Genomic DNA, 25,792 nt, shown 5'->3' on the forward strand with positions numbered 1-25,792 from the left:
GGCGGCAAGGAGCCTACGGGCCCGTGCCGACCGGCACCCTGGACGCTACGGCTGCAGACCGTGCGTCTGGGCTCGATTGAACAAGTCAGGGGCCTGCCGATCGTTGTGGCGTCCTCACGATTCTGACCGCCCGACGCGGCCCGGTACCGGCAACGCGACACGTCAGCGGACCGGAAGGGGAATGGACATGTCCAGTTCGACCATGTCCGGTACGTCGCCTGCTCCAAAGACCCGCCGTCGCCGCTCCGCGGGGGAGGTGGTTTTGGGAGTGGACACGCACCGGGATGCGCATGTGGCTGCGGTGCTCTCCGTGATGGGGACAGTCCTCGCCACCGACGAGTTCCCGGCCACCGCGGCGGGATACCGAGATCTGCTCAAGTGGGCCAGGAAGTCGGGAGCCGTGAGGCGGGCCGGAGTGGAGGGGACCGGCTCCTACGGGGCGTCCCTGTCGCGCTATCTGCTGACCCAGGACATAGACGTGTTTAGTTCGGCATTACCCAGTCCGGCCAGTTCTTCCCGCAAGGCGGGGTCGGCAGTGATGAGGACGGCTTTGAGCTGGTTGATGGCCTGCGTGCGGGCTTTGACGGCCGACGCCTTCGTGAGTTTATACATTCTCGCGATCTGCACCGGTCCGTCGCCCGATTTGGCCCGGGCGTGGGCTCGCCCGCTCAATACGGCTCGCGCCGCGTTCTGGGCATCGAGCGGATCTGATTTGCCGCGCCGACGGCGATCGGCCCGGTCCATCCGGTTTGCGCGGTTCACCGACGTGAGCAGTCTCGAGGAGGTCGGCGAGGAGCCGGTGCTGCAGGCCACTCGGATCACGCTGGGTCTGCTGGCTCACCGGATCGGCCAGCTCTCCGAGCAGATTCGGGATGTGGACGCACGTCTGGCCCAGCTCGTGGATTGTCATGCCCCGCAGCTGCTCGAGGTGGTGGGGATCGGTCCGGACACGGCCGTCGCTTTGCTGATCACGGTGGGGGACAACCCGGAACGGTTGGACAGTGAGGCGTCCTTCGCCGCGCTGTGCGGGGTCAGTCCCGTCGAGCGTTCCTCGGGACGCCGGCAGTACCGTCGCCTCAACCGCGGCGGCGACCGGCAGGCCAATGCTGCGCTGCATCGCATCGTGTTCACCCGCCTGCGGGTCGACCCGCGCACCCAGGACTACTACGAGCGCCGCATCAAGGAGGGCAAGACCCGACGCGAAATCGTCCGTTGCCTCAAACGCTACGCGGCCCGAGAGGTCTTCCACCTGGTCAGATGGCTACAGCCAGGACCCCGCTCATAGGGGCTGTCGTGACAGATGAGAGGCTCAGGCGGGTGAGTGAGACACCGATGAACACCCTGCAATACCGCTTTGACGGGCCAGAAGACGCTCCTGTCCTGATCCTCGGTCCCTCACTGGGTACCACATGGCACAGGTCGTAACGGCCGTCCATCGGCGTCCAGTCCTTCCATCTCGGGCACGAAATCGCAGGTCATGGCCTTCACGTCCGGGAGGGTCCGCCCAGTTGGTGACCGCTGCGTGATAGCGGGTGATACGGCGGAGCCCCGTCGGGAACCATCCCGGCGGGGCTTTTGCGGAGTTTGTCGCGGCCGCCGGTGACCTGTCGGCCTACGCGGCCGCCGGTCACCTGGCCTCCGCGGCCGGAAGCGCATCTGCTCGACGTCGGTCGGGCGCAGCAGCCCGTGGCGAGCAGCAGCCGTTCCTCCGGCTTCTCCGCAGCGGTTCGGGTCCGTGCTGCTGGCGGGCGGCCGATTCGGCGGCAGTGACGTGGCCGATCGGGGCCTGGGCGAGCGGTTCCCTGGAGCGGTGCAGGAACGCCTGCCCGAGCAGCCGACCCGCCGCCCGAGGGTACTCCCCGGTGCGAAATACTCTCCCGATGAGTTCACGCACTTCCCCGATCAGCCAGCCGATCAAAATACGGAGGGCCGTCGCGCGGGATGCCAAACGGCTCACGCGGCTCGTGCGTGGCTCAGGCGCCTACGAGGGTAAGTACGCAGCCGCAGTCGCGGGCTACCGAGTCGGTCCTGATTACATCGAGGCCCACCGCGCCTTTGTGGCCGTCGGCGCCGACGAGCACGGAGGCCGGGTCCTCGGGTTCTACTCGCTCGTCCTCGCTCCACCGGAGCTCGACCTGCTGTTCGTCGCCGACGAAGCGCAAAGACGGGGTATTGGACGGCTGCTCGTCGCGCACATGCAGTCCGAGGCCCGTGCCGCCGGGCTCGACCGTCTCAAGGTCGTGTCGCATCTTCCCGCCGAGGACTTCTATCACCGCGTTGGTGCGGTGCGGACCGGGACCGCGTTTGCGAACCCTCCCGCCGTGCCGTGGGACCGTCCCGAATTCGAGTTTCGCATTCCTTCGGAATGACGCGGTGTGCCGGTTCGCGGGGCACCGGCTTCGCCTGCAAGGGGCAGCGGGCCCGGCCGGCACCTTCTCCGGCGTCCCCAAGCCGCGCGCGATGCAGATCATCGACGAACTCGAGGCGTCCAGGCGGAGGTTGTACGGCGGCTGCGTCGGCTGTCTCGACTTCGCCGGCGACTCCGACACCGCCATCGCCATCCGTATGGCGCTGTTGCGGGGCGGCACGGCGTACGTCCAGGCCGAAGCCGGCATTGTCGCCGACTCCGGCCCGGTCGCGGAGGACAACGGGTGCCGCAACAAGGCGGCCGCGGTCCTGCGCGCGGTGCATACGGCCAACAGGCTTACTTCATAGTGCTGTTCAGCCGGTGAAGGCCGCCGTGCCGTTCGGGACGCCGAGTCCGGTCGGGCCGTCGTACCCGGTGGTGCCGGTGCACAGGTACGAGCCGGAGCAGCTGCCGTTCGTACCGCTGGTCACGTCGTACAGCGCCGAGGTGTGGGCGTAGGGGAACGACGCCGGGTACGAGCCGGAGGACGGGGCGCCCGCCAGCGCGTAGGTCGCCGCGATCAGCGGGGCCGAGGCGCTGGTGCCGCCGAAGACCATCCAGCCGGTGGCCTGCCGGTAGCTGTCGTAGACCGCGACGCCGGTGTTCGGGTCGGCGACCGCGGAGACGTCCGCGACGGTCCGCTTGGCGCAGCCGCTGTCGGTCTGCCAGGTGGGCTTGGCGTCGTACGAGGAACAGCCGGAGCCCGCCCCGCTCCACACCGTGTCGGTCCAGCCGCGCGAGGTGGACGAGGTCTTCAGGGACGTACCGCCCACGGCCGTCACGTACTTGGACGCTGCCGGGTACTCGGTGCCGTAGCCGTTGTCGCCGGAGCTGACGGTGATGGCGACGCCGGGGTGGTTGAAGTACGACGAGTCGTAGGTGGAGTCGCTGGAGGACTCGCTGCCGCCGTAGCTGTTGGAGACGTACTTGGCGCCCAGGCTGACGGCGGTGTTCACGGCCGTGCCGAGGTTCGTCATGGTCGCCGAGCTGGCCTCCACCAGAAGAATCTTGCAGTTCGGGCAGGCCGCGCTGACCATGTCGAGGTCGAGGGATATCTCCTCGGCCCAGCCGGAGTCACCGCGCGGATAACTGGTGCCGCCGGTCTGGTTGACCTTCTTGAAGCAGCCGTTGGCGGTGGTGCAGGCGGGCAGGCCGTACTGCGAGCGGTAGACGGCCAGGTCGGCCTCGGCGTTCGGGTCGTCGTAGGCGTCGACGATGGCCACGGTCTGGCCCGAACCGCCGCTGGAGGAAGGCAGGTTGTACGCGGCCTGCAGTGAGGTGGGGCCGTAGCCCGACGGGGCGGCGGCCGCCGTCAGGTCGCTCTCGGCGTGCGCGGACTTGGGGGTGCCCGCGGTGACGTGCAGCGCCTTGCACGCCATCACGTTCTTCTGCGTCGGGGTCGCACAGGAGTGGGCGACGGTGACGCCGTTCGGCGACGGTGAGGCCGAGGGCGCCGCCTGGCCGGCCGGGGCGGCCAGGGCCAGAGCAGCCGTGGCCAAGGAGGCCACGGCGGTGAGAGAAATGGTTCTGCGCAACGTACTTCCTCCGAGAGGTGGGTGAACCAGGGAGACATGCGGGTGCGCTGGACGGCCGGGACGCGTGATGCGCGTCCCGACCGGCGCAGAACCTATGAGTGGCTGGAACATGCCAACAAGAAGATCGTTGAAACTGTGACTGCCCTTTGCCGTTCCCGGTCAACTCATGTGCTGTTCCTGAGATGTCCATGACGGAACGGTGGCGCGATCATGGGTTGACATGCCCCGGGTGAAGCGGATTTCGCGGCGCTCGAGCGACAGCTCCGCCCTCGACGAGATGGCCGCGGCCGCCCCCGGCGACACCGCCGCCATTGCGAGCGCTCTCAGCCACACCGCCTGGCACTACGCCGCCGCGGCGGGCGGCGCGCTCGTTCTCCTCGCGGGCTGCTCGCGCCCCACCCTCACGCTCATCTCCGCGGCCCTGGACATCCCGTTCCTCGTGCTGCGGAACTCACCCTTCCGGGGCCTCGACACCGCCGCCTCCATATCCCTGACCGGTACCGAGGAGCCCGCGGCCCCGTGACGATCGACAACCGGCCCAGTACTGGGACCCGCTATGGCCATCCGGGCGCCGCTACCGCCGCCTCGGCCCCGAAGGCAGCAGCTGACCGGCCAGTGGTCCGGGTGCGCGTGGCTGATGACCAGGGGAGGACGCTGTCCGGGTTGTCCGTCTCCAGAACGAGTGCCGCTTTTCCATGCCGCGGCGGACCAGGCGATGGATTAAGCGGCCCGGGCGCAGCTTGAAGAGATCGCTCTCAACGCTTCCGCCGACGTCCGCCCCGGCCCGCAACCGCTCCGCCGGCCGCCACCGCGGCCGGAGTCGCTGATTCGGTCTGCGGACCGGGCCGGTCCGCCGAGACCACCAGAGCCGCAAGGGCCGTGGTGACCGGCACCGAGGCGACCAGGCCGATCGATCCGACCAGCGTGCGCACGATCTCCTCGGCGACCAGCTCGCTGTTGGCCACCGTGCCGACCCCGCTCTGGGCGATGGAGAAGAGCAGCAGCAGCGGCAGCGCGGCGCCCGCGTAGGCGAGGACGAGGGTGTTGACGACGGAGGCGATGTGGTCGCGGCCGATGCGGATGCCGGCGCGGTACAGCCCGCGCCAACCCATCGTCGGGTTGGCCTCGTGCAGCTCCCAGACGGCTGACGTCTGCGTGACCGTGACGTCGTCGAGCACGCCGAGGGAGCCGATGATGACGCCGGCGAGCAGCAGTCCGCTCATGTCGATCGACGGATACAGGCCGTGGATCAGTCCCGGTCCCAATACAGTCCCGGCCTTCGTGTACCTCCGGGGTGCTGGAGGCCACGGGGCGACAGGCGGGCGCGATGGGGGCGCACGCGGGCAGCACGGCATGGGCGCCGGTGGCTCCTCGAACATCCACCAAAGGTGGCCGGGGTAAGGGAGTTGTCCGTCGACGCGGCCACTCCCGCTACGTTCTCCCGGTAGGCGGCGTGCGGGGGCCTGCCGATCTTCACCGGCGCGGCCCAATCTCCGGGCCGGTGCCGCTCCGTTGGCGGCCAGGCCCCCACTTTCGGTCGAGGATTCCTGGGCGTGGCAGAGCTACGTCCAGGCGGCGCAAGATGCGAGCGGAATGCCGCATTCCCACCGGCGTCCACCGAACGGGTCTTCACAGCCTGGCGGGCCAGACGGACCGGGCTCGGAAATCGCTGCGCATGACGGAGGGCGGCCGTCCGACCGGGCGCTCGCAACTGGGAAAGAGCCGCTGCGGCTGCGGCTGTGGTGCGGCCTTGAGGGGTGAGCGGATCGGGTGCGCGTCACCAACTGCTCTTGGTCACGCCGGGCAGCTCGCCCGCATGGGCCATCTCCCGTACGCGGATGCGGGACAGGCCGAACGTGCGCAGGTGGCCGCGGGGGCGGCCGTCCACGGAGTCGCGATTGCGGAAGCGGGTGGCGCTGGCGTCACGGGGCTGTCGGCGCAGTTCCGCCTGGGCGGCGGCGCGTTCCTCGTCGGAGGTTCCGGGCGCCGAGATGATCGCCTTCAGCTCGGCGCGGCGTGCGGCATGGCGGGCCACGATAAGGCGCCGCTGTTCATTCTTCGCGATCTTGCTCTTCTTCGCCATCAGACCTTCCCTCCCCGGGCGCGGATGCGGGCCACCGCAGCCTCGATGCCGATCGTGTCGACCGTCTTGACGCCCTTGGTGGAGAGAGTGAGCCGGACATGGCGGCCTTCGCTCGGCAGCCAGTAGCGCTTGCGCTGGATGTTGGGGTCGAAACGGCGCTTGCTGCGCCGGTGCGAATGGGAGATGTGATGGCCGAAGCCGGGCTGTCGGCCGGTGAGTTGGCAGTGGGCGGACATGGTTCCTCCTCGTGTGATGGCAGCACAGTAGCAGCTGAGTGAAAATGAAAACCAATCTCATGTATGTTGCTGTCCATGGCCCGTAACGAACTCCGCCCGGTCATCAAGCTGAGGTCCACCGCCGGCACCGGCTACACCTACGTGACCCGCAAGAACCGCCGTAACAACCCCGACCGGCTGACGCTGCGCAAGTACGACCCCGTCGCCGGCCGCCACGTCGACTTCCGTGAGGAGCGCTGAGAGCCGTGAAGCCCGGAATCCACCCCGCCTACCGCCCGGTCGTCTTCCGCGACCGGGCCGCCGACTACGCCTTCCTCACCAGGTCCACGGCCACGAGCGACAAGACCGTCGAGTGGGAGGACGGCAACACCTACCCGGTCATCGACGTCGAGATCTCCTCGGCCAGCCACCCCTTCTACACCGGCACCCAGCGGGTCCTGGACACCGCGGGGCGGGTCGAGCGCTTCGAGCGGCGATACGGACGCGGAGGGAGCAAGCAGTGAGCGGGGACGAGGCGCGGCTGCCGGTCGCGGTCGTCGCCGGGTTGCACGCCGATGCCCGCCGGGCCGCCGTGGAGGAGATCCTGCGTACGGTCCCCGGCTCGGTCGCGCTGCACCACGACCTGACGTCCGCGGTCGACAGCGCGGTGCACCGGACGGTACGCGACGCCGTCGGTCTGCTGGGCTGCGGCGACGCACCCCTGGTGAACGACTGTGCGTGCTGCGCGTTGCGCGAGGACCTCGTCCCCGAACTCCTGCGGCTCGCAGGAGAGGGCAGCTACCGGTTGGCCGTCGTGGAACTGTGGGACTCCGTCGAACCGCAGGCCATGGCCGCGGTCATTGCCGCCGCGGGTGCACCGCTGGCGCTGACCGGGGTCGCCACCGTGGTCGAGCCGGCACTCGTCCTGCCGTACCTGTCCAACGGCGACGACCTTGTCGACGTGGGTCTCGCCGCCGCCCCGACCGACCAGCGCACGGTCGCCGACACCTTCGCCCGGCAGTTGGAATACCCGACGGCGATCGCCCTCGTTGAGGACAGTTCGTTCGGGGAGGGTGGTGAGACCGCCGACGAGTCCGACCACGCGTTGCTCGCCCAGCTCACGCCGGGCGCCCGAAAGGTACGCGTGGGCAGTGGCGTCCTGGGGGCCGCTCTGCTGGCGGGCTTCGACGTGGCAGCGGCCGCCGCCCGTGTGCATCCTGCGTGCGCGCTGCTGCCGCAGGAGTGCGACGTGCACGGCGTGAGCACTTTCGTCTGGCGGCGCGAACGGCCTTTCCACCCGCAGCGCCTCTACGCGGCGTTGGAGGACCTGACCTGCGCCGCCGCCCGCAGCCGTGGGCGGTTCTGGCTGGCGGACCGTCCCGACACACTGCTGTCGTGGGACGCTGCGGGTGGCGCGCTGTGCGTGGAGTCGGCCGGACCCTGGCTGGCCGGCCTGCCCGATGCCGCCTGGGAGATGGTGCCCGCGGAACGCCGCCTAGCCGCTTCCGTGGACTGGCACCCCGAACACGGTGACCGCTGCCAGTACCTCACCTTTACCTCGCCCAGCCTGGACCGCGACGGTCTGCGGGCCCTGCTCGACTCGTGCCTGCTCACCGATGACGAGTACGCGGCGGGCAGGGACCGCTGGAAACAACTTCCCCACGCCTTCGATGACTTGCTCGACCCCGTGAACTGAACCGCGGTTTGTCCGGCGGCGAGGTGCCTGGAAGGGACGGGACTCACTCGTTCCGCCCGGCGCTCCGCCGTAACGCCCGCGCATTCCACCGCACCCCGTTGAAAGAGAGGACCGACCTCACCATGTCCCGACGCACCACCACCGGGCGGCAGACCGCCAAGCGTCAGCGCGTCAACCCGCTGGTCGCCGCCGGCATCACCTACGTCGACTACAAGGACACCGACCTGCTGCGGAAGTTCATCTCCGACCGCGGAAAGATCCGCAGCCGTCGGGTGACCCACGTGACGCGTCAGCAGCAGCGGCAGATAGCGCAGGCCATCAAGAACGCACGCGAGATGGCACTCCTCCCCTACAACTCGCGATAGCCGAGACAGCCGTACGGACAGCCGCGGCGTCTCCACCGCGGGTCGTCCGGCTGCGACCAGGCTGCGCCGATCGACTCAACGCTTTTCGTACGGGTCCGACGGCTCCTCGACCTTTGTGACCGTCTTCGCGTCCAGCAAGGGCCAGGCCGCCGTCGAGCCCAGCTTGCCCTTGGGATGCCAGATGCCCGTGACCGTCACCCAGGTGTCCGTGGCAGGGGCGTCCGCGCCACGGATCTGCACCTTGCTCGTGGTCGCGTCGGCCGCGCAGCAGGAGACCAGGAGCCGGGTGACGTACCACGTGCTGCCATCCCCGTGGGTGACGAAGCCGGTCAGCCGGACCGTGCGGCCCTTCAGCGAACGCTCACTGTCGTAGATCGCACGGGAGCTGAACTGAGCCACGCTCAGGTCGACCGGCTTCCCGGCGGGCAGCGCCGGGAACGTGCCGACGCCCTGCGCCGCCCGCTGCGCTTCCTCCCTGGCCGCGCTGTAGGAGCCGAGCGCGGGCGGCGGGAAGAGCAGCAGGGCTGCGGCGGGGAGGGAGAGCAGCCAGGCGAAGCGCGGGCCGGTCGTGTGGGTGTGATCGTGCCCGTGGTCGTGCGGATCCTCGACCCGGTCCGGCACCTCCCGCCCGGCCCTCACCCCCGCCGCCAACCCCAGCAGCACCAACAGCACTCCGGACGCGATCAGATAAGGCCGCAGCCCGTCTCGATGAGCTCGGACTCGAGGTGACCGGCCAGCGTCTCGCACCCGACCGGGCCGTGCTCGCCTGTCGGGTCCTCGAACCCGACCAGTGGTGCCGCCGCTGCGGTGGCGAGGGGACCGTGCGTGACACGGTGACCAGGCGGCTCGCACACGAGCCCCTCGGCTGGCGGCCCACGACGTTGGCGGTCACGATCCGCCGCTGCATCGCGTGGTCCCTGTCGCTCGACTCCCGACAGCGGATGACAGTCGCTGACCGGTCTCGTGTCGCCGGACGAGGACGGCGATCACAGCGATCCGGATTTCCCTCAGCTAGGACCTTCTGCGTTTTCGAGCTTGGCCCAAATCCGGGTGATGGCAGCAATGTCATCGTCGTCGAGGGGATCGACAAAGTATTTCTTGACCGAATCCTCGAAAGTTCGTCTGACCGACTCGGCGAAGTGCCGTCCGCTTTTGGTGAAGCTGATGAGCGACACCCGCCCGTCGCCTTGGTCGGCGCCACGCTGGAGGTGCCCGGCATCGATCAGATTCTGGACCAACCGTGATGCTCGAGTGGGGCTCACGCTGACAAGTTCGCCAGACAGAACTCGAACCGACTGAGGCTCGGTTTCCAGGAGCCAGCACAGGATCTCGACGGTGCTGAACGAGATCTTGTGCTGGTCCATCAGCGCGGCGTCGATCCGCCCGGTAACTGTGGAGTGGGTGAGCAGCAGCGCAAACCAGCCCTTGACTTGGTCCGGGGAAATGATTCGCGGTTGCGACACGGGTGCCTTCACACCCAGCAGCATACCCGGAAACTGAGTGCCCTCCCAGTTAGGTGCGCGCGCACGCATCTGGTACGGTGAGCGTGTAGTCACGAACGGGAGAACAGTCCCGTTTGCGGAGCGCTTCGCACAACCGGCGCGTACTCGTCGGCCCGCGTGCCCCGCAGGGTCCGCGCACCGTTCGGCCGTTCGGCCGACAGAAGGATGAAGGTCAACATGCCCAAGCTTGATGGCAAGGTCGCCGTGATCACTGGAGCAACCTCTGGGATGGGGTTGGCGACGGCCAAGTTGTTCGTGGCCGAAGGCGCCGACGTGTTCATCACCGGACGAGACAGGCGCAGGCTGGATGAGGCGGTCGCCTCCATCGGCCACAACGTGACGGGCGTACAGGCGGACTCGGGAAATCTCGACGACCTGGCTCGCTTGGCCGAGACCGTGCGGGAGCGTCACGGACGAGTCGACGTCCTATTTGCGAGCGCCGGCCTCGGATCGATTTCGGACCCGCTGGGAAGCATCACCCCGGATACGTTCGATGCGCTGGTGGGCGTGAACTTCCGCGGCACTGTGTTCACCGTTCAGTACCTGCTGCCGCTGATGAGCGACGGTGCGTCGATCATCCTGAACGGCACGACCAGCGCGACCAAGGGCATTCCCGGTGCCGGGGTCTACTCGGCGAGCAAGGCCGCCGTGCGTTCACTCGCCCGCACCTGGGCCGCGGAGCTGAAGGTCCGCGGCATCCGGGTGAATGTCGTCAGTCCCGGTTCGATCGACACCGCGCTCTTCAGCACCGTATCCCCCGAGATTCGGGAGCAGATCACCGCCGCCATCCCGCTGGGACGGCTGGGAAGCAGCGAGGAAATCGGGGCTGCTGCGCTGTTCCTGGCCTCCTCGGACGCCAGCTTCATCACCGGCGCAAACCTAGTCGTCGACGGCGGGTTCAGCCAGATCTAACAGCGAGCGACGACCAGAGAAGCGCCTCATGTCGGCGCTCCGACCTAACCGCACCAGGGGCAGAGAAGATGAGCGGTAACGAGCCCTCCAGGGCCCCCCGCGTCTCAGTCGTCGCGAAAGCCGACGCAGCGCAATCGACGGTTCCACACAATCCGTACCACGAGCGACGGTGGATGGCTCTAGGCGTCGTCGTCACCGCCCAGATCATGATTCTGCTGGATGCAACTGTCGTGAACGTGGCGTTGCCTTCGGCGCAGGCCGACCTGGGCTTCTCTGACGCCAACCGGCAGTGGGTCATCACTGCTTACGTGCTGGCGTTCGGCAGTTTGCTACCGCTGGGCGGTCGGCTTGCCGACGCGTACGGCCGCAAAGCCATGTTCATCGTGGGACTGCTTGGGTTCGCGATTGCCTCCGCCGTCGGCGGCGCGGCCCCGAACATCGGCACGTTGGTCACTGCCCGGGCCGTCCAGGGTGGGTTCGCCGCGATTCTCGCGCCGGCGGCGTTGTCGCTGATCACCGTGATCTTCACCGACCTCAGGGAGCTGAACAAGGCGTTCGGGATCTTCGGTGCGGTGTCGGGCAGCGCCGGCGCCATCGGCCTGCTGCTGGGTGGTTTGCTGGCCGACTACGTGAGCTGGCGCTGGTGCATGTACGTGAACATCGTCCTCGCGGTCGTGGGACTCATCGGCGGACTTACATTGCTGCACAACTCCACCGAACCCGACAAGCCCAAACTCTCCGTGCCTAGCACGGTCGTCGGCTCGGCGGCGATTTTCGGGTTGGTCTTCGGCTCGGCCAGGGCCCAGACGGACGGCTGGGGCTCAGCAGTCACGCTGACCCCGCTCGTCGTCGGTGGTCTCCTGCTGGTCGGCTTCGTCGTGCTCCAGAAGGTCGACCGTCACCCGCTCATCCCGCTGCGCGTACTCGCCGACCGCAATCGCAGTGCGGCCTACCTGACGCTCTTCCTGGCGAACGCGGCGGTATTCGCAGTGTTCCTGTTCCTGACGTACTACTTCCAGGGCGTGCTGCGCTACTCGCCGATCACGACTGGCGTCGCGTTCCTGCCGCTGATGGTGACAATTGGCGTGGTAGCCACGCTGACCCAGGGCGTGCTGCTGCAGCGCCTGACCATGCGGTTCATCGTCGCCGCCGGCTTGATCGCCTCCGGTGCTGGGGCCGCCTTGCTGACCCAGGCCGATGCGGGCAGCCCGTACGCGGCCTGGGTGCTGCCCGGGCTGGTGCTGATCGGAACGGGTATCGGCTCGGCCGCCGTCGTGGCCGTCGCGGTCGGGCAGATGGGCGTCGAACCGCGCGACGCCGGCACCGCCGGGGCACTCAACAATGTCTCACAGCAGCTCGGCTCAGCGCTCGGCGTCGCCGTGATCAGCACCTTCGTCGCCACCGCAACCAACCACTACCTGACCGACCATGGCAGCACGGCCGTCGTCGGTGCCACCGTGCACGGGTTCGCCATCGGATTCTGGTGGGCCGCAGGCCTTTTCTGGGCCGCCGCTGTCATCTGCGGCGCCCTGATCCGCGGCGGCACCAGCCTTCACCACGAGGCCGGCCAGCCCGAGCCTCTCGACGGAATCGTCAGCGCCCTGATCTGGCAACACGCCGTGGGCGACGACGTCGCGCGTCGCGGCTGACCACACACGAACGACTGAAGGAGACGTCGATGCCTGACTATGGTCATCCCCTGCGTTTCGCAACATTCATTGGTCCCACGAACTCCCCGGCGACCCGTCCGGTCGAGTTGGCGCAGCTCAGTGAGCGGCTCGGTTTCGACTTCGTGACCTTCCAGGATCATCCCTACCAGTCGAGCTTTCTCGATACCTGGACTCTGCTGAGCTGGGTGGCCGCGCGGACCGAGCGCATCGGTCTGTCTGGCAATGTGCTCAACTTGCCGCTGCGTCAGCCCCCCGCCGTGCTCGCCCGCGCGGCCGCCAGCCTCGACCTGCTCTCCGGTGCTCGGATCAGCCTCGGGCTCGGGGCCGGCTTCTACTGGGATGCGGTGCAGGCGATCGGCGGACGTCGATTGACCCCGTTGCAGTCAGTGGCGGCGTTGAGCGAGGCGATCGACGTGATCCGCGGGGTGTGGGACGCCGACGGGCCCGGACGACTGGATGTCGACGGGGAGTTCTATTCGGTCCACGGCGCCGAGCGCGGACCCGCGCCCGCACACGAGATCCCGATCTGGCTCGGAGCCCACAAGCCGAAGATGCAGGGCCTGGTGGGACGTAAGGCCGATGGCTGGTTGCCGTCGCTGCCGGTCATGGAGCCAGGCGGCCTCCAGAAGGGAAACGCGATCATCGACGACGCCGCGCGGGCCGCTAACCGCGACCCCCGCGAGATCACCCGGCTGCTGAACATCTTCCCGAGTCAGCAGACCGCGGAGGCACTGGCCCAGATGGCCGTCGAGGACGGTGTCAGCGTCTTCATCCTGGCCAGCGACGACCCGGACGTACTCGAACGCTTCGCCGCGGAAACCATCCCCGCCGTACGCGAACACGTCGCCCGCGAACGCTCTTAGCACTCCGCCCTGCGCGGCCAGTGCTCTCGACGCAGCCCACCACACCGGCAAGACCCCTATTACCCAGCAGTTGATCGATAGACAGCAAAGGAAAACGTCATGACCACCATCAGCATCATCGGCTCGGGCAACATGGCCACCGCCATCGGCACCCGGGCGGCGAAGCACGGCCACACCATCGAGCTCATGAGCCGCAACACCGTCAAAGCTCAGGCGCTAGCCGACCAGATCGGCAATGGAGCCACCGTCGGCGTGTTCGGTGCAACGCCGGCAGGTGACATCGTCATCGTGGCCGTCCCGTACACCGGCGCAGTCGACGCGGTCATTCGCTACGACGGCGCGTTGGCCGGCAAGATCCTCGTCGACATCTCCAATCCCTTCAACACCGACGCCGACGGGCTCGCGACTAACTCAGGCCGCTCGGCGGCCCAGGAGATCGCCGCTGCCGCCCCCGAGGGCACACCGGTCGTGAAGGCGCTGAACTCGATATTCGGCCACGTCCTCGCTCACGACAAGCCCCTGGACGCGTTTCTTGCCGGCGACGACGCCGAGGCGAAGGCCCAAGTCGCGGCGTTTCTGAAGAGCATCGGCTTGCGGCCTCTCGACGCCGGAGGGCTCCAGATGGCGTCGGTCCTCGAATGGACCGGCCTCCTGCTAATGGGGCTGGCCCGCCACGGCGCCGGCTTCGACATCGCCCTCGGCGCAGAAGTCAACTGAACACATGGCTGTCTCGGCTGCCCCGTGCTGATCGGGTGAGGTAGATGGGCGGATGTGTGACTGGTACGGCCTCTGTGATTCGAGGGCGACCGGTGTTCAAGGACGTCGTTCCTAGGCCGACATCGAGCAGTAGCAACGACAAGTAAGTATTTTCGAGAAGGGAAGCAGAACTATGACAACGGTTGGATTCATCGGAAGTGGGCAGATCGGAAGCGCGGTCGCGCGGCTCGCCATCGAAGCTGGGCACCGGGTGGTGCTGAGCAACTCGCGCGGTCCCGAAACGCTCGCGGACTTGATTACGGAACTGGGGCCGCAGGCGTCGGCCGCGTCGAGCACGGATGCCGCGGCGGCCGGCGACATCATCGTGGTAGCGGTGCCAGTCAGGGCCTTTCCTAGGCTGCCCGCCGCGCCACTAATCGGGAAAACAGTCATCGATACTTGCAACTACGGCCCCGAGCGGGATGGGCCCATCCCCGAACTCGACGACAAGTCGCTGACCTCGAGCGCACTACTGCTGCGCTATCTCCCGGACGCCGTGCTGGTGAAAGCGTTCAACAACATCTTCTTCAAGCACCTGCTGTCACTCGGCCGCCCGGTAGGAGCGGCCGACCGCTCCTACCTGCCGATCGCCGGCGACTCCACTGAGGCCAAGGCGACGGTGGCCGAGTTCATCGACTCGATCGGCTACAGCGTGGTTGACACAGGACCGCTGGCCGACAGCTGGCGGCAGGAGACGAGCACGCCGGTGTGGGGGACGCCATATGGACCGTACTCGGAAGAGGAAGGCCGGCCGGTCGGCGCGAATGCGATCCGCGCCGCCCTGGCCAGGGCCACGCGGTAACCGCAAGTCGGCGCGCGCCGCAGCACTTCTCGCTGCTCCCGCAAGGCCCATGAACGCGTGCAGCAGGTGCACAAGATGGTCCCATATAGGGCCTGAGGAAGCGGGCCGTCGACTAGACGCGCTCGACTTAATACTGCAACCGCATCTGGGGGTTGTGGCCTCGTCGTTTGTAGTGGGAGCGGCGTGCGCGGGCTTGGCTGCGTCGTCGGAATCGTGACCAGTGCAGATGGTGATCGTTGCTTCTGTGGCGGGGCGTGACGACGACGTGGCCGATCAGTCGGCGGATCTCCGGGACACTCACGGGTATGAGGTCGTGTTCGTCATCAGAGGCGCCCCTTTTGCGGCTTCTGCGGCACGGATGGCGGTCAGGTAGGTCAACGCCGCCATGGCCAAGGTGATGTGCCGGTACCAGGCCCTGTAGAGCCGGACCTGGTAGTGGTCCAGACCGCACTCACCCTTGGCGACCTGGAACGACTCCTCCACCGCCCACCTCGCCGCAGCAACCTTGACCAGGTCTTTCAGCCGGGTAGCGACCGGGCCGTAGCAGACGTAGTAGGCGATCTCGGTAGGGTCGCCGACACTACGTCGGGCCAGGACCCAGTGGCCGAAGCCGTTCTCCCAGACTGGGCGGATCGCGACCCGGGCCCAGTCGTAGATCCGTTCGCCGTGTGCGCCCTGGCCGCCGGACAGGCGCTTCCACGCCTGCCGAGGCAGCGCGGCGATCAACTGGTCCACGCGGGCGCTGGCCCCGGCAGAGGTGATCACCGTGTCGTTGACCTTGGTGGCCAGCACGTGGGCGACGCCCTGCTCTTCCAGCCAGGCCCGCAGGTGCTTGACCTGGCCGTACGCCTCGTCCGCGGTGACCCACGCAAACGGGACACCGGCCTCGATCGCACGCTGGAGCATCTGCTTGAAGTGCTCGTTCTTGGTTGCGAAGGGGACATCGTCGTCGATCCCGGCCGCGCGGCAGCGTTCCCGATCCTCGGTCCAGGACTTGGGCAGGTACAGCTCGCGGTCGATCAAGGCGCGACCCTTGGCCGAGGAGTAGGCCAAAAACGTCCCGATCTGGCAGTTCTCGGTTCTGCCCGCGGTGCCGCTGTACTGGCGCTGGACGCCGGCGGACTTGGTGCCCTTCTTCAGGAAGCCGGTGTCGTCGCCGATCAGCACCCCGTCTTTCGTGCCGATCGTCTCCACCACGCGTAGGCGCGCACGTCGTCGCGAACCGCGTCTTCATCCCACTCGGAGTGGTTCAGCAGACGCTGCACCGAGTCCGGCCGCAACTGTCCGACCTGCTCGGACAGCGTCCACCCGTTCTTCTTCTCCAGCGGCGCGATCAAACCGCCGAGGTAGTCCAGCGCCCGCTCGCGAGGCTCCGACCTGCCGAAACGATGGGCAAACCGTGCATGGAGACCGGCTATCCCCTCAGACCACGACTCAACCTGCTCAACCGTCAGCTCTTCAGCACACAGTCATACCAACGCACCACGAACATGATCGTCACGCAGATGCGGTTGCAGTACTAACCACAAGGGCTGGCCATCCAAGCCCCCGGCCGCGTGGCGCCCGGCGAACCGCTTCAGCGGTCCTGGCCGGGCCCGTTGTCCCTGGGGTGTCAGGCTCCCAGCAGGCCGACCGCTCCGTACCAGACCGGGCCCGGGTTGAGGCGGTCCGGGTAGAGGGCAGTCATCTGGTCGAAGTACTCGCGGGCGGTGGGGTTCTGGCCGAGCAGCCGGATGGCGTCGACCAGGTACTGGCGGGTTTCCTCGATGGTGGCCGGGTCGTCGGGCAGGTCCTTGTTCTTGTGACCGGCCACGACGGCGCGCGGCTGGAGCGCGGCCACGCGGTCGAGGGCCCCCAGCCATTCCTCCAGGCCGCCGTCGCCACCTTCGAGGATGTACTGGTGCACGCCGTTGTAGACGACGTCGCCAGCCACCACGAGGCCGATCGACGGCACGTGCAGGACCGTGGTCTTGTCGGTGTCGGTGTGACCGACCTCGACGGCCTCGATGAGGTTGCCCTCCAGCAAGAAGCCCTCGGCGGGGACGGGCTCGGCCAGGACCGGGGTGTCGGGGATCAGGCCGGGGAAGCGTTTGTCCCACAGTTCCTCGCGGCCCTCGGTGGCCTGCTTGTGCATGACCTCGATGGTGCCGGGGGTCGCGTAGACGGTGACGCCGGGGAACCGCTTCACGAGGTCGGCGGTGCCGAACCAGTGGTCGCCGTGCCCGTGGGTGGCGTAGATGTAGGCCAGGCGCTTGCCGGAGCGCTCGATCCAGTCGCCCACCCGCTGGGTCTGCTCGATGGTGAGAGGCGGGTCGACCAGCACGGCGTCCTCCTCGCCGAAGATCAGCGTCGACGTCAGGGGCGAGGAGACGAGCCCTTCACCATTGGGCAGCCGCTCGCCACCGGCTCGGGGAGTGCCCTCCTGGACGAGAACTTCGTAGGCCAGGGGAGTGGGTGCGGATGCGGTCATGATGGTGCCTCCTTCAGAGGGCGAATCGGCGGAACTTGGCTCGCGCAGCCGTCTGCTCGTGGCCGGACGGCGGCGAGCCGGGCACATGTCAGGGCGGGCAGCTGTGAGGATCCGCTCCGGTGGGTGCCGTGGTCCAGGCACGGTGGGGAGCGGCGTTGCGGGCCCGTCGAAGGCAGTCCCGTCGATCCCGGTCGTGCTCGCCCGAGCGGTGGGCGGCAGGCCGTCTTCGGATGACCCTTGAGAAGTAACCGTAGCACGTTCGCCTATTTCGGCTACGGATGCCGAACCGTCCTCGCCGCCTCCGGCGAGCGCATTGCCCGGCGGCGCTCCGGTCGTGGTCGCCGTGCGCCCCCGCTGCGGGCGACCGGGTCTGGATGGGGGCGGGGGCGCCGAGGCCGCCAGCCGTCCGGTCTGGGCGGGGAAGGGGTGCCGGGGAGGGCGGGCCGCCGTCAGACGGATGTGCTGTGGGCGCCGGGGCCGGTGATGGGCTCCACCTCAGAGGTGGTGACCTCGTGCCCGCAGGAGCAGTGCAGTTCGAGGTGCACCCGGCCGCCGCAGCCGGCGTGGTTCAGCAGGGCCGGCGGGCCCTCGGGGCCGCCGAGATGCGTGTCTCCGTACTGCAGGAGAGCGGCCAGAACCCAGTGGATGTCGTGCGCGGACGGCGTCAGGTGGTACTCCTGGCGCGCGCGCCGTCCGGCCTCCTGGTAGCTGCGGCGCTCCAGTAGCCCCGCCGCGACGAGCTGGCCGAGGCGTTCGGCCAGGACGCGGCGGGAGACCCCGAGGTGCTCCGCGATCTCGTCGAAGCGATGCAGTCCGGCGAAGACCTCACGCAGGATGAGAAGGGTCCACCGCTCGCCGATCAGCCCCAGGGTCGCGGCGACGCTGCAGTTGCCCAGATCGAGTTCACGCCATTCCATACGGCCAGGATAGCTCCAGGGTTGCCATTTGGAACCCAGCCCTTGACTTCCTGGGTTCCAGATGGAAACTTAGCTGCAACGGGGCCGCCGAGAGACACCGCCGCGCCCCCGGGCCCGCGAAGCCCGACCGATGACCGCCCGAGCACGGTCAGGCTCCCGGACGCCGCACGCCTCACGAGCCGATCGGCCTGTCCCCTTGATCCCCGGTCCCTGCGCGCACCACTGGACGGACAGCCGGGGCGAGTGGGCAAGCGTTCACCCCAGCACCGCACCCAGCCATGAGCATGGAGGAAGCATGTCGAGCAACCAGGCGATCGTCGACGCCTGCCACCGCGCATACACCGGGTTCGAGAAGAACGACTCATCCGACCTGGTGGCCCTGATGTCGCCGGACGTGGTCTTCCACTTCCCCACCTCGCTGCCCTACGGCGGGACGTTCCACGGCCGGGACGGCTTTGCGGCCTTCTACAAGGACCTCTTCGACCACTACTACGAGTACTTCAACTACGACCTGCACACCGTGCTCGACGCCGGGTCGCACGTGGTGGTCCCCGTCCGGGCCCGGGCGAAGGCGAAGAACGGCCGCACCATGGAGAACGAGCACCTCCTCCTGTTCGCCGTCACCGACGGACTGATCACCGAGGCGCGGCTGTACGCCGACACCGCCAAGGGCCGTGACGTGATCGAGGGCCTTGAGTTCTTCCCCTCCGCGGCCGGCTGATCCGTCCGACCGGAACCGGGAACCGGCATGGAGCGCCGGCCCGTTCGCGGCCCGGCCCCGGACCCGACCCGGAGCCAGAACGACGACGTACCGGCCGGGCCCCGAGGACACGGTCGTCCCACCTCGCTCCACCGGTGCACCGGTGCCGCGCGCCGGGGCCGGCAGCGGCCCCGATGACCCGCCCCCAGCCCGCCCCGGCCACACCTTCACCGGCGGTATGCCGCCGTGCATGTCAGAGAGGACATGAACGTGATCATCAACAGCGACGAACTGGACGCGACCTCCGCGTACAAACTGCTCATCGGGGCGGTCACGCCACGGGCGATCGGCTGGGTGAGCACCCAGTCGGAATCCGGCGTCGCCAACCTGGCGCCGATCTCGTTCTTCACCGTAGTGAGCCGGGTGCCCCCGATCGTGTCCCTGACCCTTCAGCCGCGGTCGGACGGGACCCTGAAGGACACGTTCATCAACATCCGGGACAGAGGCGAGTTCGTCACCAACCTGGTCACGCTTCCGCTGGCCCACGAGATGCACCGCAGCGCCATCGAATTCGACAGCTCCCAGGACGAGTTCGACGAGGTCGGCCTCGAGAAGGCGGACTGCGAGGTCGTCAAGGTGCCGCGGGTGAAGGACTCACCGATCGCGATGGAATGCGTCGTCGACCGGATCATCCAGGTCGGCGACATCAACGACCACGTCGTCTGGGGCAAGGTCGTGCGCTTCCACGTCCGGGACGACGTCTACGTCCGGAACGGACGCATCGACACCGGCGCGATTCCCGCGGTCGGCCGCCTCGCCGCCGAGTACACCCTCGCCGACAACGCGTTCGTCCCGCCCCTGCCGGACGACGTACTGAGCGCGCGACTGGGCCGGCGCAGCCACCGTCTCGACGGACGCCCGGACGGATGGTCGCAGGTGGACAGCGCCGACTGGTCCGCCTCCGGAGCCACGAAGGCATGACGGCGTCGCCGCCGGGCCGGCCGCATACCAGCCGCGCACTCCCGCGCGGTATGGACGTCCGGAGCGGCCGCGTCGTACACCGGGCCCTGATCAGGCCCCCCGAACGGTCCGACACCCGACACCGCACTCCCCGAAGGAGCCCCCCATGCCGGTCTTCAACGCCCACATCCCCGCCAACCGCTTCACCTCGCAGCAGAAGCGCGCCCTCGCCGACGCCCTCAACCAGTCGCTGGTGCAGGGCCTCGGCATCCCCGAGGGCGACCGCTTCATCATGATCAGCGAGCACGGCGAGGACGAACTCTTCCTCGACCCGACCTTCATGGGCATGCACCGCAGCGCCGACGCCATGATCATCACGGTTCTCTTCGGCGCCCACCGGCCCCTGGAGGACAAGCGGGCGGCGTCCGCCGCCATCAACAGGCTGGTCGTCGAGGCGCTCGATGTCTCTCCCGACGACATATTCATCGCCCTGATCCCGGTCCCGAACGAGAGCTTCTCGTTCGGAAGGGGTGAACTGCAGCTGGCCGAAGGGGCTCCTCGCTGGTGAACCCCGCGTTCCCGCCCGCCGACCAGGCCCGGAGCCTGCCCGCGTACCGGGGCGGGCCGAGGCCCAGCGGCACCCGCCGGGCACGGCATCGGGGCACACGGCCACACCGGAGTGCCTGAGCATCCCGCCGGGCGAACGGGTACGGCAAGCCGAACAAGGGATCGGCGACGGGACCAGCAGAACGAATCAGCAAAGGAATCAGTCGTGGAAACAGAAACCGCCGCGTCGACGCGGACCCCCGCGCCCGGCCGAGCCGAGGAGCCGGTCTTCGCGCTCCACCACGGGGGAAAGATGGCGATCACCCCGACGGTGCCGCTGCGCGACCGCGAGGACCTCTCACTCGCCTACACGCCGGGCGTCGCCGAGGTGTGCACCGCCATCGCCGAACAGCCCGGTCTCGTCCACGACTACACCTGGGTCTCGCACACCGTCGCCGTGGTGACGGACGGCACCGCGGTGCTCGGCCTGGGCGACATCGGACCGCAGGCGTCGCTGCCGGTCATGGAGGGCAAGGCGGTCCTGTTCAAGCAGTTCGGTGACGTGGATGCGGTGCCCATCGCGCTCGCCACCAAGGACGTGGACGAGATCGTCGACACCGTCGCCCGACTCGCGCCGTCCTTCGGCGGCATCAACCTCGAGGACATCTCCGCACCCCGGTGCTTCGAGATCGAGCGCAGGCTCCAGGACCGACTCGACATCCCGGTCTTCCACGACGACCAGCACGGCACGGCTGTGGTCACCCTGGCGGCCCTGCGCAACGCCGCCCGCCTCACCGGGCGGACCCTCGACGGGCTGCGCGCGGTCATCTCGGGCGCGGGAGCGGCGGGCGTCGCGATCGCCAAGATCCTGGTGGAGGCCGGCATCGGCGACGTCGTGGTCACCGACCGGACCGGCGTACTGCACCTCGGCCGCACCGACCTGACCGACGTCAAACGGGACATCGCCGCGTACACCAACCGGGCCGGACACACTGGCACGCTGGAGGAAGCCCTCGCAGGCGCCGACGTCTTCATCGGCGTCTCCGGAGGCGCGGTCCCCGAGACCGCGGTCGCCACCATGGCCGAAGGCGCCTTCGTGTTCGCCATGGCCAACCCCACCCCCGAGATCCACCCCGAAGTCGCCCACAAGTACGCGTCCGTCGTGGCGACCGGCCGCAGCGACTACCCGAACCAGATCAACAACGTCCTCGCCTTCCCCGGCATCTTCTCCGGAGCCCTCCGCGTTCGCGCCTCGCGCATCACGCCAGGCATGAAGATCGCCGCCGCGGACGCCCTGGCCGGCCTGATCGCCGACGAGTTGCGCCCCGACCACATCATCCCGTCCCCCTTCGACCCGCGGGTCGCCCCCGCGGTCGCCGAAGCGGTCGCCGAGGCCGCCCGGCGCGACGGAGTGTCCCGTCTCTAGACGGCCGGGCACGCAGACACCGAAGCCGCCGAAGGCACCGCACGCATCAGAGACTTCGCCTTCGACCGGATGCGCGCCCGGACGCACATCCCACCGACATGCCCACCGAAAGCCAGGACCGGTCCCCTTCCGGGCCGACGTCCACAGCGGGACAGTGAGAACACACACATGAAAACGGAACGCGTCGCCGACACCGACGTACGCTACCGCCGCACTGGCGACGGGGACCTGGCCGTGGTGTTCGTCCACGGTTTCCTCGACGATCAGTACGTCTGGGACCGCCTGATCCCCCAGCTCGCCACACCCGGCATCGAGTGCATCACGCTCGACCTGGCCGGCTGCGGTGACCGCGCCGCGGCGGACGGGCCCTACGACTACGACCGGTTCGCCGCCGAGGCGGGCGCGGCGGTCGACGCCCTCGGCAAGCCGTTCGTGATCGTCGGCCACAGCATGGGCGCCGCCGTGGCCGAACTGGTCGCGGTCCAGCGGCCCGACCGCGCCCGCGGACTCGTGCTGGTGACCCCGGTCCCGCTCGCGGGCGTGCATCTGCCCGACGAGATGATCGAGCAGTTCCGTTCGCTGGGCGGCAACGAACCCGGCCAGCGAGGCGTTCGCGAGAACCTGTCCGCCGCGTTCCCGCCGGCGGAACTGGACCGGCTGGTCGCCACCGGGACGCGGCTGCGGCCGGAGGTCCTCCGAGCCCTCGCCGAGTGCTGGAACACCGGACACCCTCAGGGCGAGGATCCGAGCGCTTGCTCCGGCCCGGTGCTCATCGTCCGCGGCGAGGGCGACGGGTTCGTCACCGAGAGCATGGTCCACGACGCGATCGCACCCCGCTTCACCGACGTGACGGCGGTGTCGGTGGCCGAGGCCGGTCACTGGGCCCACATCGAGCAGGCGGCCGAGGTCGCGGGCCACCTCGACCGTCTCCTCGCCGGGGTCCTCGGCTCCGAAGCCGCTCCCGTCGCCGACACGACGGCTCCGCGGGGCTGGACGAACGCCTTCGCGCAGAAGTCCGCCACGGCGTTCGGCGAGGCGTTCACCGAGGACGTGGTTCTGGAGGCGAGCGTCCTGCTCCGCCCCGTGGAAGGCCGCGACCAGGTGAAGAAGGTGATGGGCGCGGCGAGCGCGATCTACGAGTCGCTCCGCTTCACCCGCGAGGCCGTCGACGGTCCGCGCAGCTACCTGGAGTGGGAGGCCACCGCGTTCGGCGGCCTGCCGATCGAGGGCGTCACCCTCCTGACCAGGAATGCGGACGACCAGATCCTCCGGGCCGCCATCCACCACCGTCCGCTCGGCGCCGCACTGCGCTTCTCCGCCGAACTGCGAGACCGGCTGGCCGGCGAGATCGACTCCGACCACTTCCACCAGGGCTGAAGTCCCCACCCACACAGAGAGGTTGTTCCATGTTCCAGCGCGAGGATGTCGAGTTCGAGGCCGACGGCGGGATACGCCTGCGCGGTTGGCTCTTCCTGCCGGACGGCCCAGGCCCGCACCCGGCGGTCACCATGGCCCACGGCTACGCCGGGGTGAAGGAACACGGCCTGGAGCCGTTCGCACAGACCTTCGCGGACAACGGCTTCGCCGTCCTGCTGCACGACCACCGCGGCTTCGGGGCCAGTGACGGCCTTCCCCGCCAGGACGTCGACCCCTGGCGGCAGATCGCCGACTGGCGGCGCGCCATCTCCTACCTGGAGAGCCGGCCCGAGGTCGACCCCGACCGGATCGGCCTGTGGGGCACCAGCTACGCCGGCGGTCACGCGATCGTCCTCGGTGCCACCGACCGCCGCCTGCGGGCCGTGGTCGCCCAGGTGCCGACCATCAGCGGCTTCGAGCAGGGCCTGCGCCGCATCGCACCGGAGGCGGTCGCCGGTCTGGAGGCGGCCTTCGACGAGGACGAGCGCGCCCAGCTGCGCGGCGAGGCCCCCCGCAGCCAGGCCATCGTCGGCAGCGACCCGGCGGTGCCCGCGTCCTACCGGACCCAGGAGGCCATCGACTTCTACCTCCAGCCCAAGCCCGACGGTGTGTGGGACAACGAGGTCACCGTCCGTTCCACCCGTGCCGCGCGCATGTACGAGCCCGGAGTCTGGGTCACCAGGGTCTCGCCCACACCGCTGCTCATGGTGGTCGCGCTCAACGACACCGTCACCGTGACCGACCTCGCTCTCGCGGCCTACGAGCGCGCGCTGGAGCCGAAGCGGCTGCGGACCATCCCCGGCGGCCACTTCGACCCGTACACCACGCAGTTCGACAAGGCGAGCGGCGCCGCCGTCGAATGGTTCCGGGAGCACCTCGCCTAGTACTCCAGCAGCGTTTCGCTATCTGGCCTGGTCAGAGGCGTCGTCCGGAGTGTAGTTGGCTGATGATGCGTCAGGGGCGGTCTTGCCGGACCGCCCCTCCAACGAGTGGACTCGTCGCCGGTAGTGGCAGTGGCGGGCGACGGCTTGGCGCCTGCGCCGCCACTGCGACCAGCTCACCGCGTGGATGCGAAGCGGCCGGCGGGGCCGGGGTGCGGGGCAAGTTGCCAAGAGCCGGCGGACTTCTGCCACGGTGAGCGGAACCAGGGTGCCAAAACCGTTTCTGCATCCCCCTTTGCGGCTGCCTGGGCCGCCGTGGCCGCGAGAAAGGCATGGGCGAGCATCGCCAGGGTGACATGCCGCATCCACCCGACGTAGCGGCGGACTTCGTACTGGTCCAAGCCGCATTCGTTCTTCGCGGCCTGGAAACATTCCTCGATCGCCCACCGCTGCCCGGCGACCCGCACCAGCTGGTCGACGCCGGTGCCCTGCGGCGCGTAGGCGAGGTAGTAGGCGATCTCGTCGGGTCTGCTAATGCTGCGGCGGGCCAGCGCCCAGCGTTGATGTGTTGGTCTGCCGCCGTCGGGGACCTCGATCGCGGGGATCTGGACGGCCGCCCAGTGATAGACGCGCGGGCCCTTGGCGCCGTCGCCGCACGAGCGTTTCTCCCATGCCTCGTCCGGTGCCTGAGTGAACAGGTGGTCGATGCGGCCGAAGCGCGGCAACTTGCTGGGACTTCGGGACGGCCAGGACGTAGCCGATGGCGGTCTCTTCGAGCAGGCGGCGGAAGCGTGATTCCTGGCCGTAGGCGGAATCGGCTGTCACCCAGGCGATGGGCAGCGGCGAGGCGAGTGCGCGCAGCACCATCACCGTGGCCAGTTCCCCTTTGGTGGCGAAGGTCCGCTCATCGGGGATCTTCGCGGCGTGGCAACGCTGTTGGTCGTCCGTCCAGGACTTGGGCAGATACAGCTCGCGGTCCACCAGGGCCCGGCCGTGGGTGGTGGAGTAGGCGGCGAAGACGCCGATCTGACAGTTTTCGGTGCGGCCGGCGGTGCCGGAGTACTGGCGCTGGACGCCCGCGGAGGTGGTGCCCTTCTTGACGAAGCCGGTGTCGTCGAGGATGAGCACCCCGCCGTCCTCGCCGAGTTTCTCTGCGACGTATGTCTGCAGGTCGTCGCGGATGTCGTCGGCGTTCCAAGTTGCCCCGTTCAGCAGTCGCTGGAGGCCGTCGGGGGTGCGATGCCCGGCGTATTCGGCCAGCTGCCAGCCGTTCTTGCGGCCGACCGGGCCGAGCAGGGCGCGGATGTAGTCCCGCATCCGGCGTCGCAGGTCGGCGCGGCCGAAGTGGTGGCCGATGCGGAGGAAGAGGTCGTCGAGTTCACGGTCCCAGGTCACGTCCGCAAGGTCGTCGATCACGCTGGGAGGCTGCCCGGAACGCAGCCCGGCCAGTGCTCGATCCACTCGTTGGAGGGGCGGTCCGGCAAGACCGCCCCTGACGCATCATCAGCCAACTACACTCCGGACGACGCCTCTGACCAGGCCAGATAGCGAAACGCTGCTGGAGTACTAGTACTCCAGCCGCACTTCTGTATTTCTCCTGGTCAACGGCCTGGCGGTGGGGAGTGTAGCGAGGGTTTGGCATGGGTGGGACGGTCTTGGGCCGACCGTCC

Annotated in this window: 25 protein-coding genes and 6 pseudogenes; 21 read left to right on the top strand and 10 right to left on the bottom strand. The window is 68.7% G+C overall.

The annotated features are described in order from the left end of the window. Positions 1-187: 187 nt before the first annotated feature. From ACIBK0_RS47385 to ACIBK0_RS47400, 4 genes and pseudogenes are all read left to right on the top strand, one after another. Positions 188-1,285, top strand: a complete 1,098-nt coding sequence (locus ACIBK0_RS47385) for a transposase (protein WP_399095304.1) — start codon at positions 188-190, stop codon at positions 1,283-1,285. A gap of 32 nt (positions 1,286-1,317) precedes the next feature. After that, positions 1,318-1,416: pseudogene (locus ACIBK0_RS47390) on the top strand (3-oxoadipate enol-lactone hydrolase); the annotation flags it as partial. A 464-nt stretch (positions 1,417-1,880) separates the two neighbouring features. Next, positions 1,881-2,369: a GNAT family N-acetyltransferase gene (locus tag ACIBK0_RS47395; protein ID WP_399095390.1), complete on the top strand. Its 489-nt coding sequence runs from the start codon at positions 1,881-1,883 to the stop codon at positions 2,367-2,369. A 43-nt stretch (positions 2,370-2,412) separates the two neighbouring features. After that, positions 2,413-2,715: pseudogene (locus ACIBK0_RS47400) on the top strand (chorismate-binding protein); the annotation flags it as partial. A 6-nt stretch (positions 2,716-2,721) separates the two neighbouring features. Here ACIBK0_RS47400 and ACIBK0_RS47405 read toward each other — a convergent pair. Beyond that, the gene (locus ACIBK0_RS47405; RefSeq protein ID WP_399095307.1) at positions 2,722-3,942 is read right to left on the bottom strand and encodes a peptidase S8; all 1,221 of its coding nucleotides are present in this window, start codon (positions 3,940-3,942) and stop codon (positions 2,722-2,724) included. 220 nt (positions 3,943-4,162) lie between these two features. On the opposite strand from ACIBK0_RS47405, the gene ACIBK0_RS47410 reads away from it, so the two are divergent. After that, entirely contained in the window at positions 4,163-4,465 is a 303-nt protein-coding gene (locus ACIBK0_RS47410) for a hypothetical protein (RefSeq protein ID WP_399095310.1), read from the top strand. A gap of 232 nt (positions 4,466-4,697) precedes the next feature. On the opposite strand, the pseudogene ACIBK0_RS47415 reads toward ACIBK0_RS47410, so the two are convergent. The 3 genes and pseudogenes from ACIBK0_RS47415 to rpmB all read right to left on the bottom strand — a co-directional run. Then, positions 4,698-5,198: pseudogene (locus tag ACIBK0_RS47415) on the bottom strand (YibE/F family protein); the annotation flags it as partial. 521 nt (positions 5,199-5,719) lie between these two features. Beyond that, positions 5,720-6,025, bottom strand: coding sequence for a 30S ribosomal protein S14 (gene rpsN / locus ACIBK0_RS47420; protein ID WP_399095313.1), 306 nt, complete (start codon positions 6,023-6,025; stop codon positions 5,720-5,722). Beyond that, positions 6,025-6,261 (bottom strand): 50S ribosomal protein L28, encoded by a 237-nt coding sequence (rpmB, locus tag ACIBK0_RS47425; protein ID WP_399095316.1) that lies wholly within the window; start codon positions 6,259-6,261, stop codon positions 6,025-6,027. Before rpmB ends, rpsN begins: the two co-directional genes overlap by 1 nt. Positions 6,262-6,336: 75 nt before the next feature. Here rpmB and rpmG point away from each other — a divergent pair, with 75 nt between their 5' ends. From rpmG to rpsR, 4 genes are all read left to right on the top strand, one after another. Next, positions 6,337-6,501 (top strand): 50S ribosomal protein L33, encoded by a 165-nt coding sequence (gene rpmG, locus ACIBK0_RS47430; RefSeq protein ID WP_016645560.1) that lies wholly within the window; start codon positions 6,337-6,339, stop codon positions 6,499-6,501. 5 nt (positions 6,502-6,506) lie between these two features. Further along, positions 6,507-6,764, top strand: a complete 258-nt coding sequence (locus ACIBK0_RS47435) for a type B 50S ribosomal protein L31 (RefSeq protein ID WP_399095321.1) — start codon at positions 6,507-6,509, stop codon at positions 6,762-6,764. Continuing rightward, complete coding sequence (locus ACIBK0_RS47440; RefSeq protein ID WP_399095324.1) at positions 6,761-7,936, top strand: CobW family GTP-binding protein; 1,176 nt, start codon at positions 6,761-6,763, stop codon at positions 7,934-7,936. Before ACIBK0_RS47435 ends, ACIBK0_RS47440 begins: the two co-directional genes overlap by 4 nt. A gap of 122 nt (positions 7,937-8,058) precedes the next feature. After that, on the top strand, positions 8,059-8,301 hold the full coding sequence (rpsR, locus tag ACIBK0_RS47445; RefSeq protein WP_399095328.1) for a 30S ribosomal protein S18: 243 nt from the start codon (positions 8,059-8,061) through the stop codon (positions 8,299-8,301). A 75-nt stretch (positions 8,302-8,376) separates the two neighbouring features. Here the strand turns inward: rpsR and ACIBK0_RS47450 are convergent, their stop codons facing one another. After that, positions 8,377-8,973 (bottom strand): TIGR03943 family putative permease subunit, encoded by a 597-nt coding sequence (locus tag ACIBK0_RS47450; protein WP_399095331.1) that lies wholly within the window; start codon positions 8,971-8,973, stop codon positions 8,377-8,379. Positions 8,974-9,002: 29 nt separating this feature from the next. Here ACIBK0_RS47450 and ACIBK0_RS47455 point away from each other — a divergent pair. Further along, positions 9,003-9,203, top strand: a pseudogene (locus ACIBK0_RS47455) (ISL3 family transposase); the annotation flags it as partial. A 105-nt stretch (positions 9,204-9,308) separates the two neighbouring features. On the opposite strand, the gene ACIBK0_RS47460 reads toward ACIBK0_RS47455, so the two are convergent. Further along, positions 9,309-9,776 (bottom strand): MarR family winged helix-turn-helix transcriptional regulator, encoded by a 468-nt coding sequence (locus tag ACIBK0_RS47460; RefSeq protein WP_256258230.1) that lies wholly within the window; start codon positions 9,774-9,776, stop codon positions 9,309-9,311. Between the two features lie 204 nt (positions 9,777-9,980). Here ACIBK0_RS47460 and ACIBK0_RS47465 point away from each other — a divergent pair, with 204 nt between their 5' ends. From ACIBK0_RS47465 to ACIBK0_RS47485, 5 genes are all read left to right on the top strand, one after another. Beyond that, positions 9,981-10,715, top strand: a complete 735-nt coding sequence (locus tag ACIBK0_RS47465) for an SDR family NAD(P)-dependent oxidoreductase (RefSeq protein ID WP_399095335.1) — start codon at positions 9,981-9,983, stop codon at positions 10,713-10,715. A 68-nt stretch (positions 10,716-10,783) separates the two neighbouring features. Continuing rightward, entirely contained in the window at positions 10,784-12,364 is a 1,581-nt protein-coding gene (locus tag ACIBK0_RS47470) for an MFS transporter (RefSeq protein WP_399095338.1), read from the top strand. A gap of 29 nt (positions 12,365-12,393) precedes the next feature. Continuing rightward, the gene (locus tag ACIBK0_RS47475; protein WP_399095341.1) at positions 12,394-13,248 is read left to right on the top strand and encodes an LLM class flavin-dependent oxidoreductase; all 855 of its coding nucleotides are present in this window, start codon (positions 12,394-12,396) and stop codon (positions 13,246-13,248) included. 99 nt (positions 13,249-13,347) lie between these two features. Further along, positions 13,348-13,965, top strand: coding sequence for an NADPH-dependent F420 reductase (locus ACIBK0_RS47480; protein ID WP_399095344.1), 618 nt, complete (start codon positions 13,348-13,350; stop codon positions 13,963-13,965). Between the two features lie 172 nt (positions 13,966-14,137). Further along, complete coding sequence (locus ACIBK0_RS47485; protein WP_399095347.1) at positions 14,138-14,806, top strand: NADPH-dependent F420 reductase; 669 nt, start codon at positions 14,138-14,140, stop codon at positions 14,804-14,806. A gap of 297 nt (positions 14,807-15,103) precedes the next feature. Here ACIBK0_RS47485 and ACIBK0_RS47490 read toward each other — a convergent pair. The 3 genes and pseudogenes from ACIBK0_RS47490 to ACIBK0_RS47500 form a co-directional block, all read right to left on the bottom strand. Beyond that, positions 15,104-16,260, bottom strand: a pseudogene (locus ACIBK0_RS47490) (IS701 family transposase). A 158-nt stretch (positions 16,261-16,418) separates the two neighbouring features. Next, positions 16,419-17,276 carry an MBL fold metallo-hydrolase gene (locus ACIBK0_RS47495; protein WP_399095350.1) on the bottom strand — a complete coding sequence of 286 codons (858 nt, stop codon included), beginning with the start codon at positions 17,274-17,276 and terminating at the stop codon, positions 16,419-16,421. Between the two features lie 449 nt (positions 17,277-17,725). Continuing rightward, positions 17,726-18,193 (bottom strand): helix-turn-helix domain-containing protein, encoded by a 468-nt coding sequence (locus tag ACIBK0_RS47500; protein ID WP_095849765.1) that lies wholly within the window; start codon positions 18,191-18,193, stop codon positions 17,726-17,728. A gap of 295 nt (positions 18,194-18,488) precedes the next feature. Here ACIBK0_RS47500 and ACIBK0_RS47505 point away from each other — a divergent pair, with 295 nt between their 5' ends. The 6 genes from ACIBK0_RS47505 (at position 18,489) to ACIBK0_RS47530 (ending at position 24,125) form a co-directional block, all read left to right on the top strand. After that, a complete protein-coding gene (locus ACIBK0_RS47505; protein ID WP_095849764.1) occupies positions 18,489-18,914 on the top strand; it encodes a nuclear transport factor 2 family protein in 426 nt (141 codons plus the stop codon). A 249-nt stretch (positions 18,915-19,163) separates the two neighbouring features. Next, positions 19,164-19,874, top strand: coding sequence for a flavin reductase family protein (locus ACIBK0_RS47510; RefSeq protein ID WP_095857377.1), 711 nt, complete (start codon positions 19,164-19,166; stop codon positions 19,872-19,874). Positions 19,875-20,019: 145 nt separating this feature from the next. Continuing rightward, on the top strand, positions 20,020-20,421 hold the full coding sequence (locus tag ACIBK0_RS47515) for a tautomerase family protein (RefSeq protein WP_399095356.1): 402 nt from the start codon (positions 20,020-20,022) through the stop codon (positions 20,419-20,421). Between the two features lie 204 nt (positions 20,422-20,625). After that, on the top strand, positions 20,626-21,825 hold the full coding sequence (locus tag ACIBK0_RS47520; RefSeq protein WP_257016047.1) for an NADP-dependent malic enzyme: 1,200 nt from the start codon (positions 20,626-20,628) through the stop codon (positions 21,823-21,825). A 168-nt stretch (positions 21,826-21,993) separates the two neighbouring features. Beyond that, complete coding sequence (locus ACIBK0_RS47525) at positions 21,994-23,202, top strand: alpha/beta fold hydrolase (protein ID WP_399095359.1); 1,209 nt, start codon at positions 21,994-21,996, stop codon at positions 23,200-23,202. A gap of 29 nt (positions 23,203-23,231) precedes the next feature. Beyond that, positions 23,232-24,125 carry an alpha/beta hydrolase gene (locus ACIBK0_RS47530; RefSeq protein WP_095849761.1) on the top strand — a complete coding sequence of 298 codons (894 nt, stop codon included), beginning with the start codon at positions 23,232-23,234 and terminating at the stop codon, positions 24,123-24,125. Between the two features lie 173 nt (positions 24,126-24,298). On the opposite strand, the pseudogene ACIBK0_RS47535 reads toward ACIBK0_RS47530, so the two are convergent. Beyond that, positions 24,299-25,538: pseudogene (locus ACIBK0_RS47535) on the bottom strand (IS701 family transposase). Positions 25,539-25,792: the final 254 nt, after the last annotated feature.

Origin of the sequence: Streptomyces sp. NPDC050564, assembly GCF_044457265.1 — a bacterium.
GTDB lineage: Bacteria > Actinomycetota > Actinomycetes > Streptomycetales > Streptomycetaceae > Streptomyces.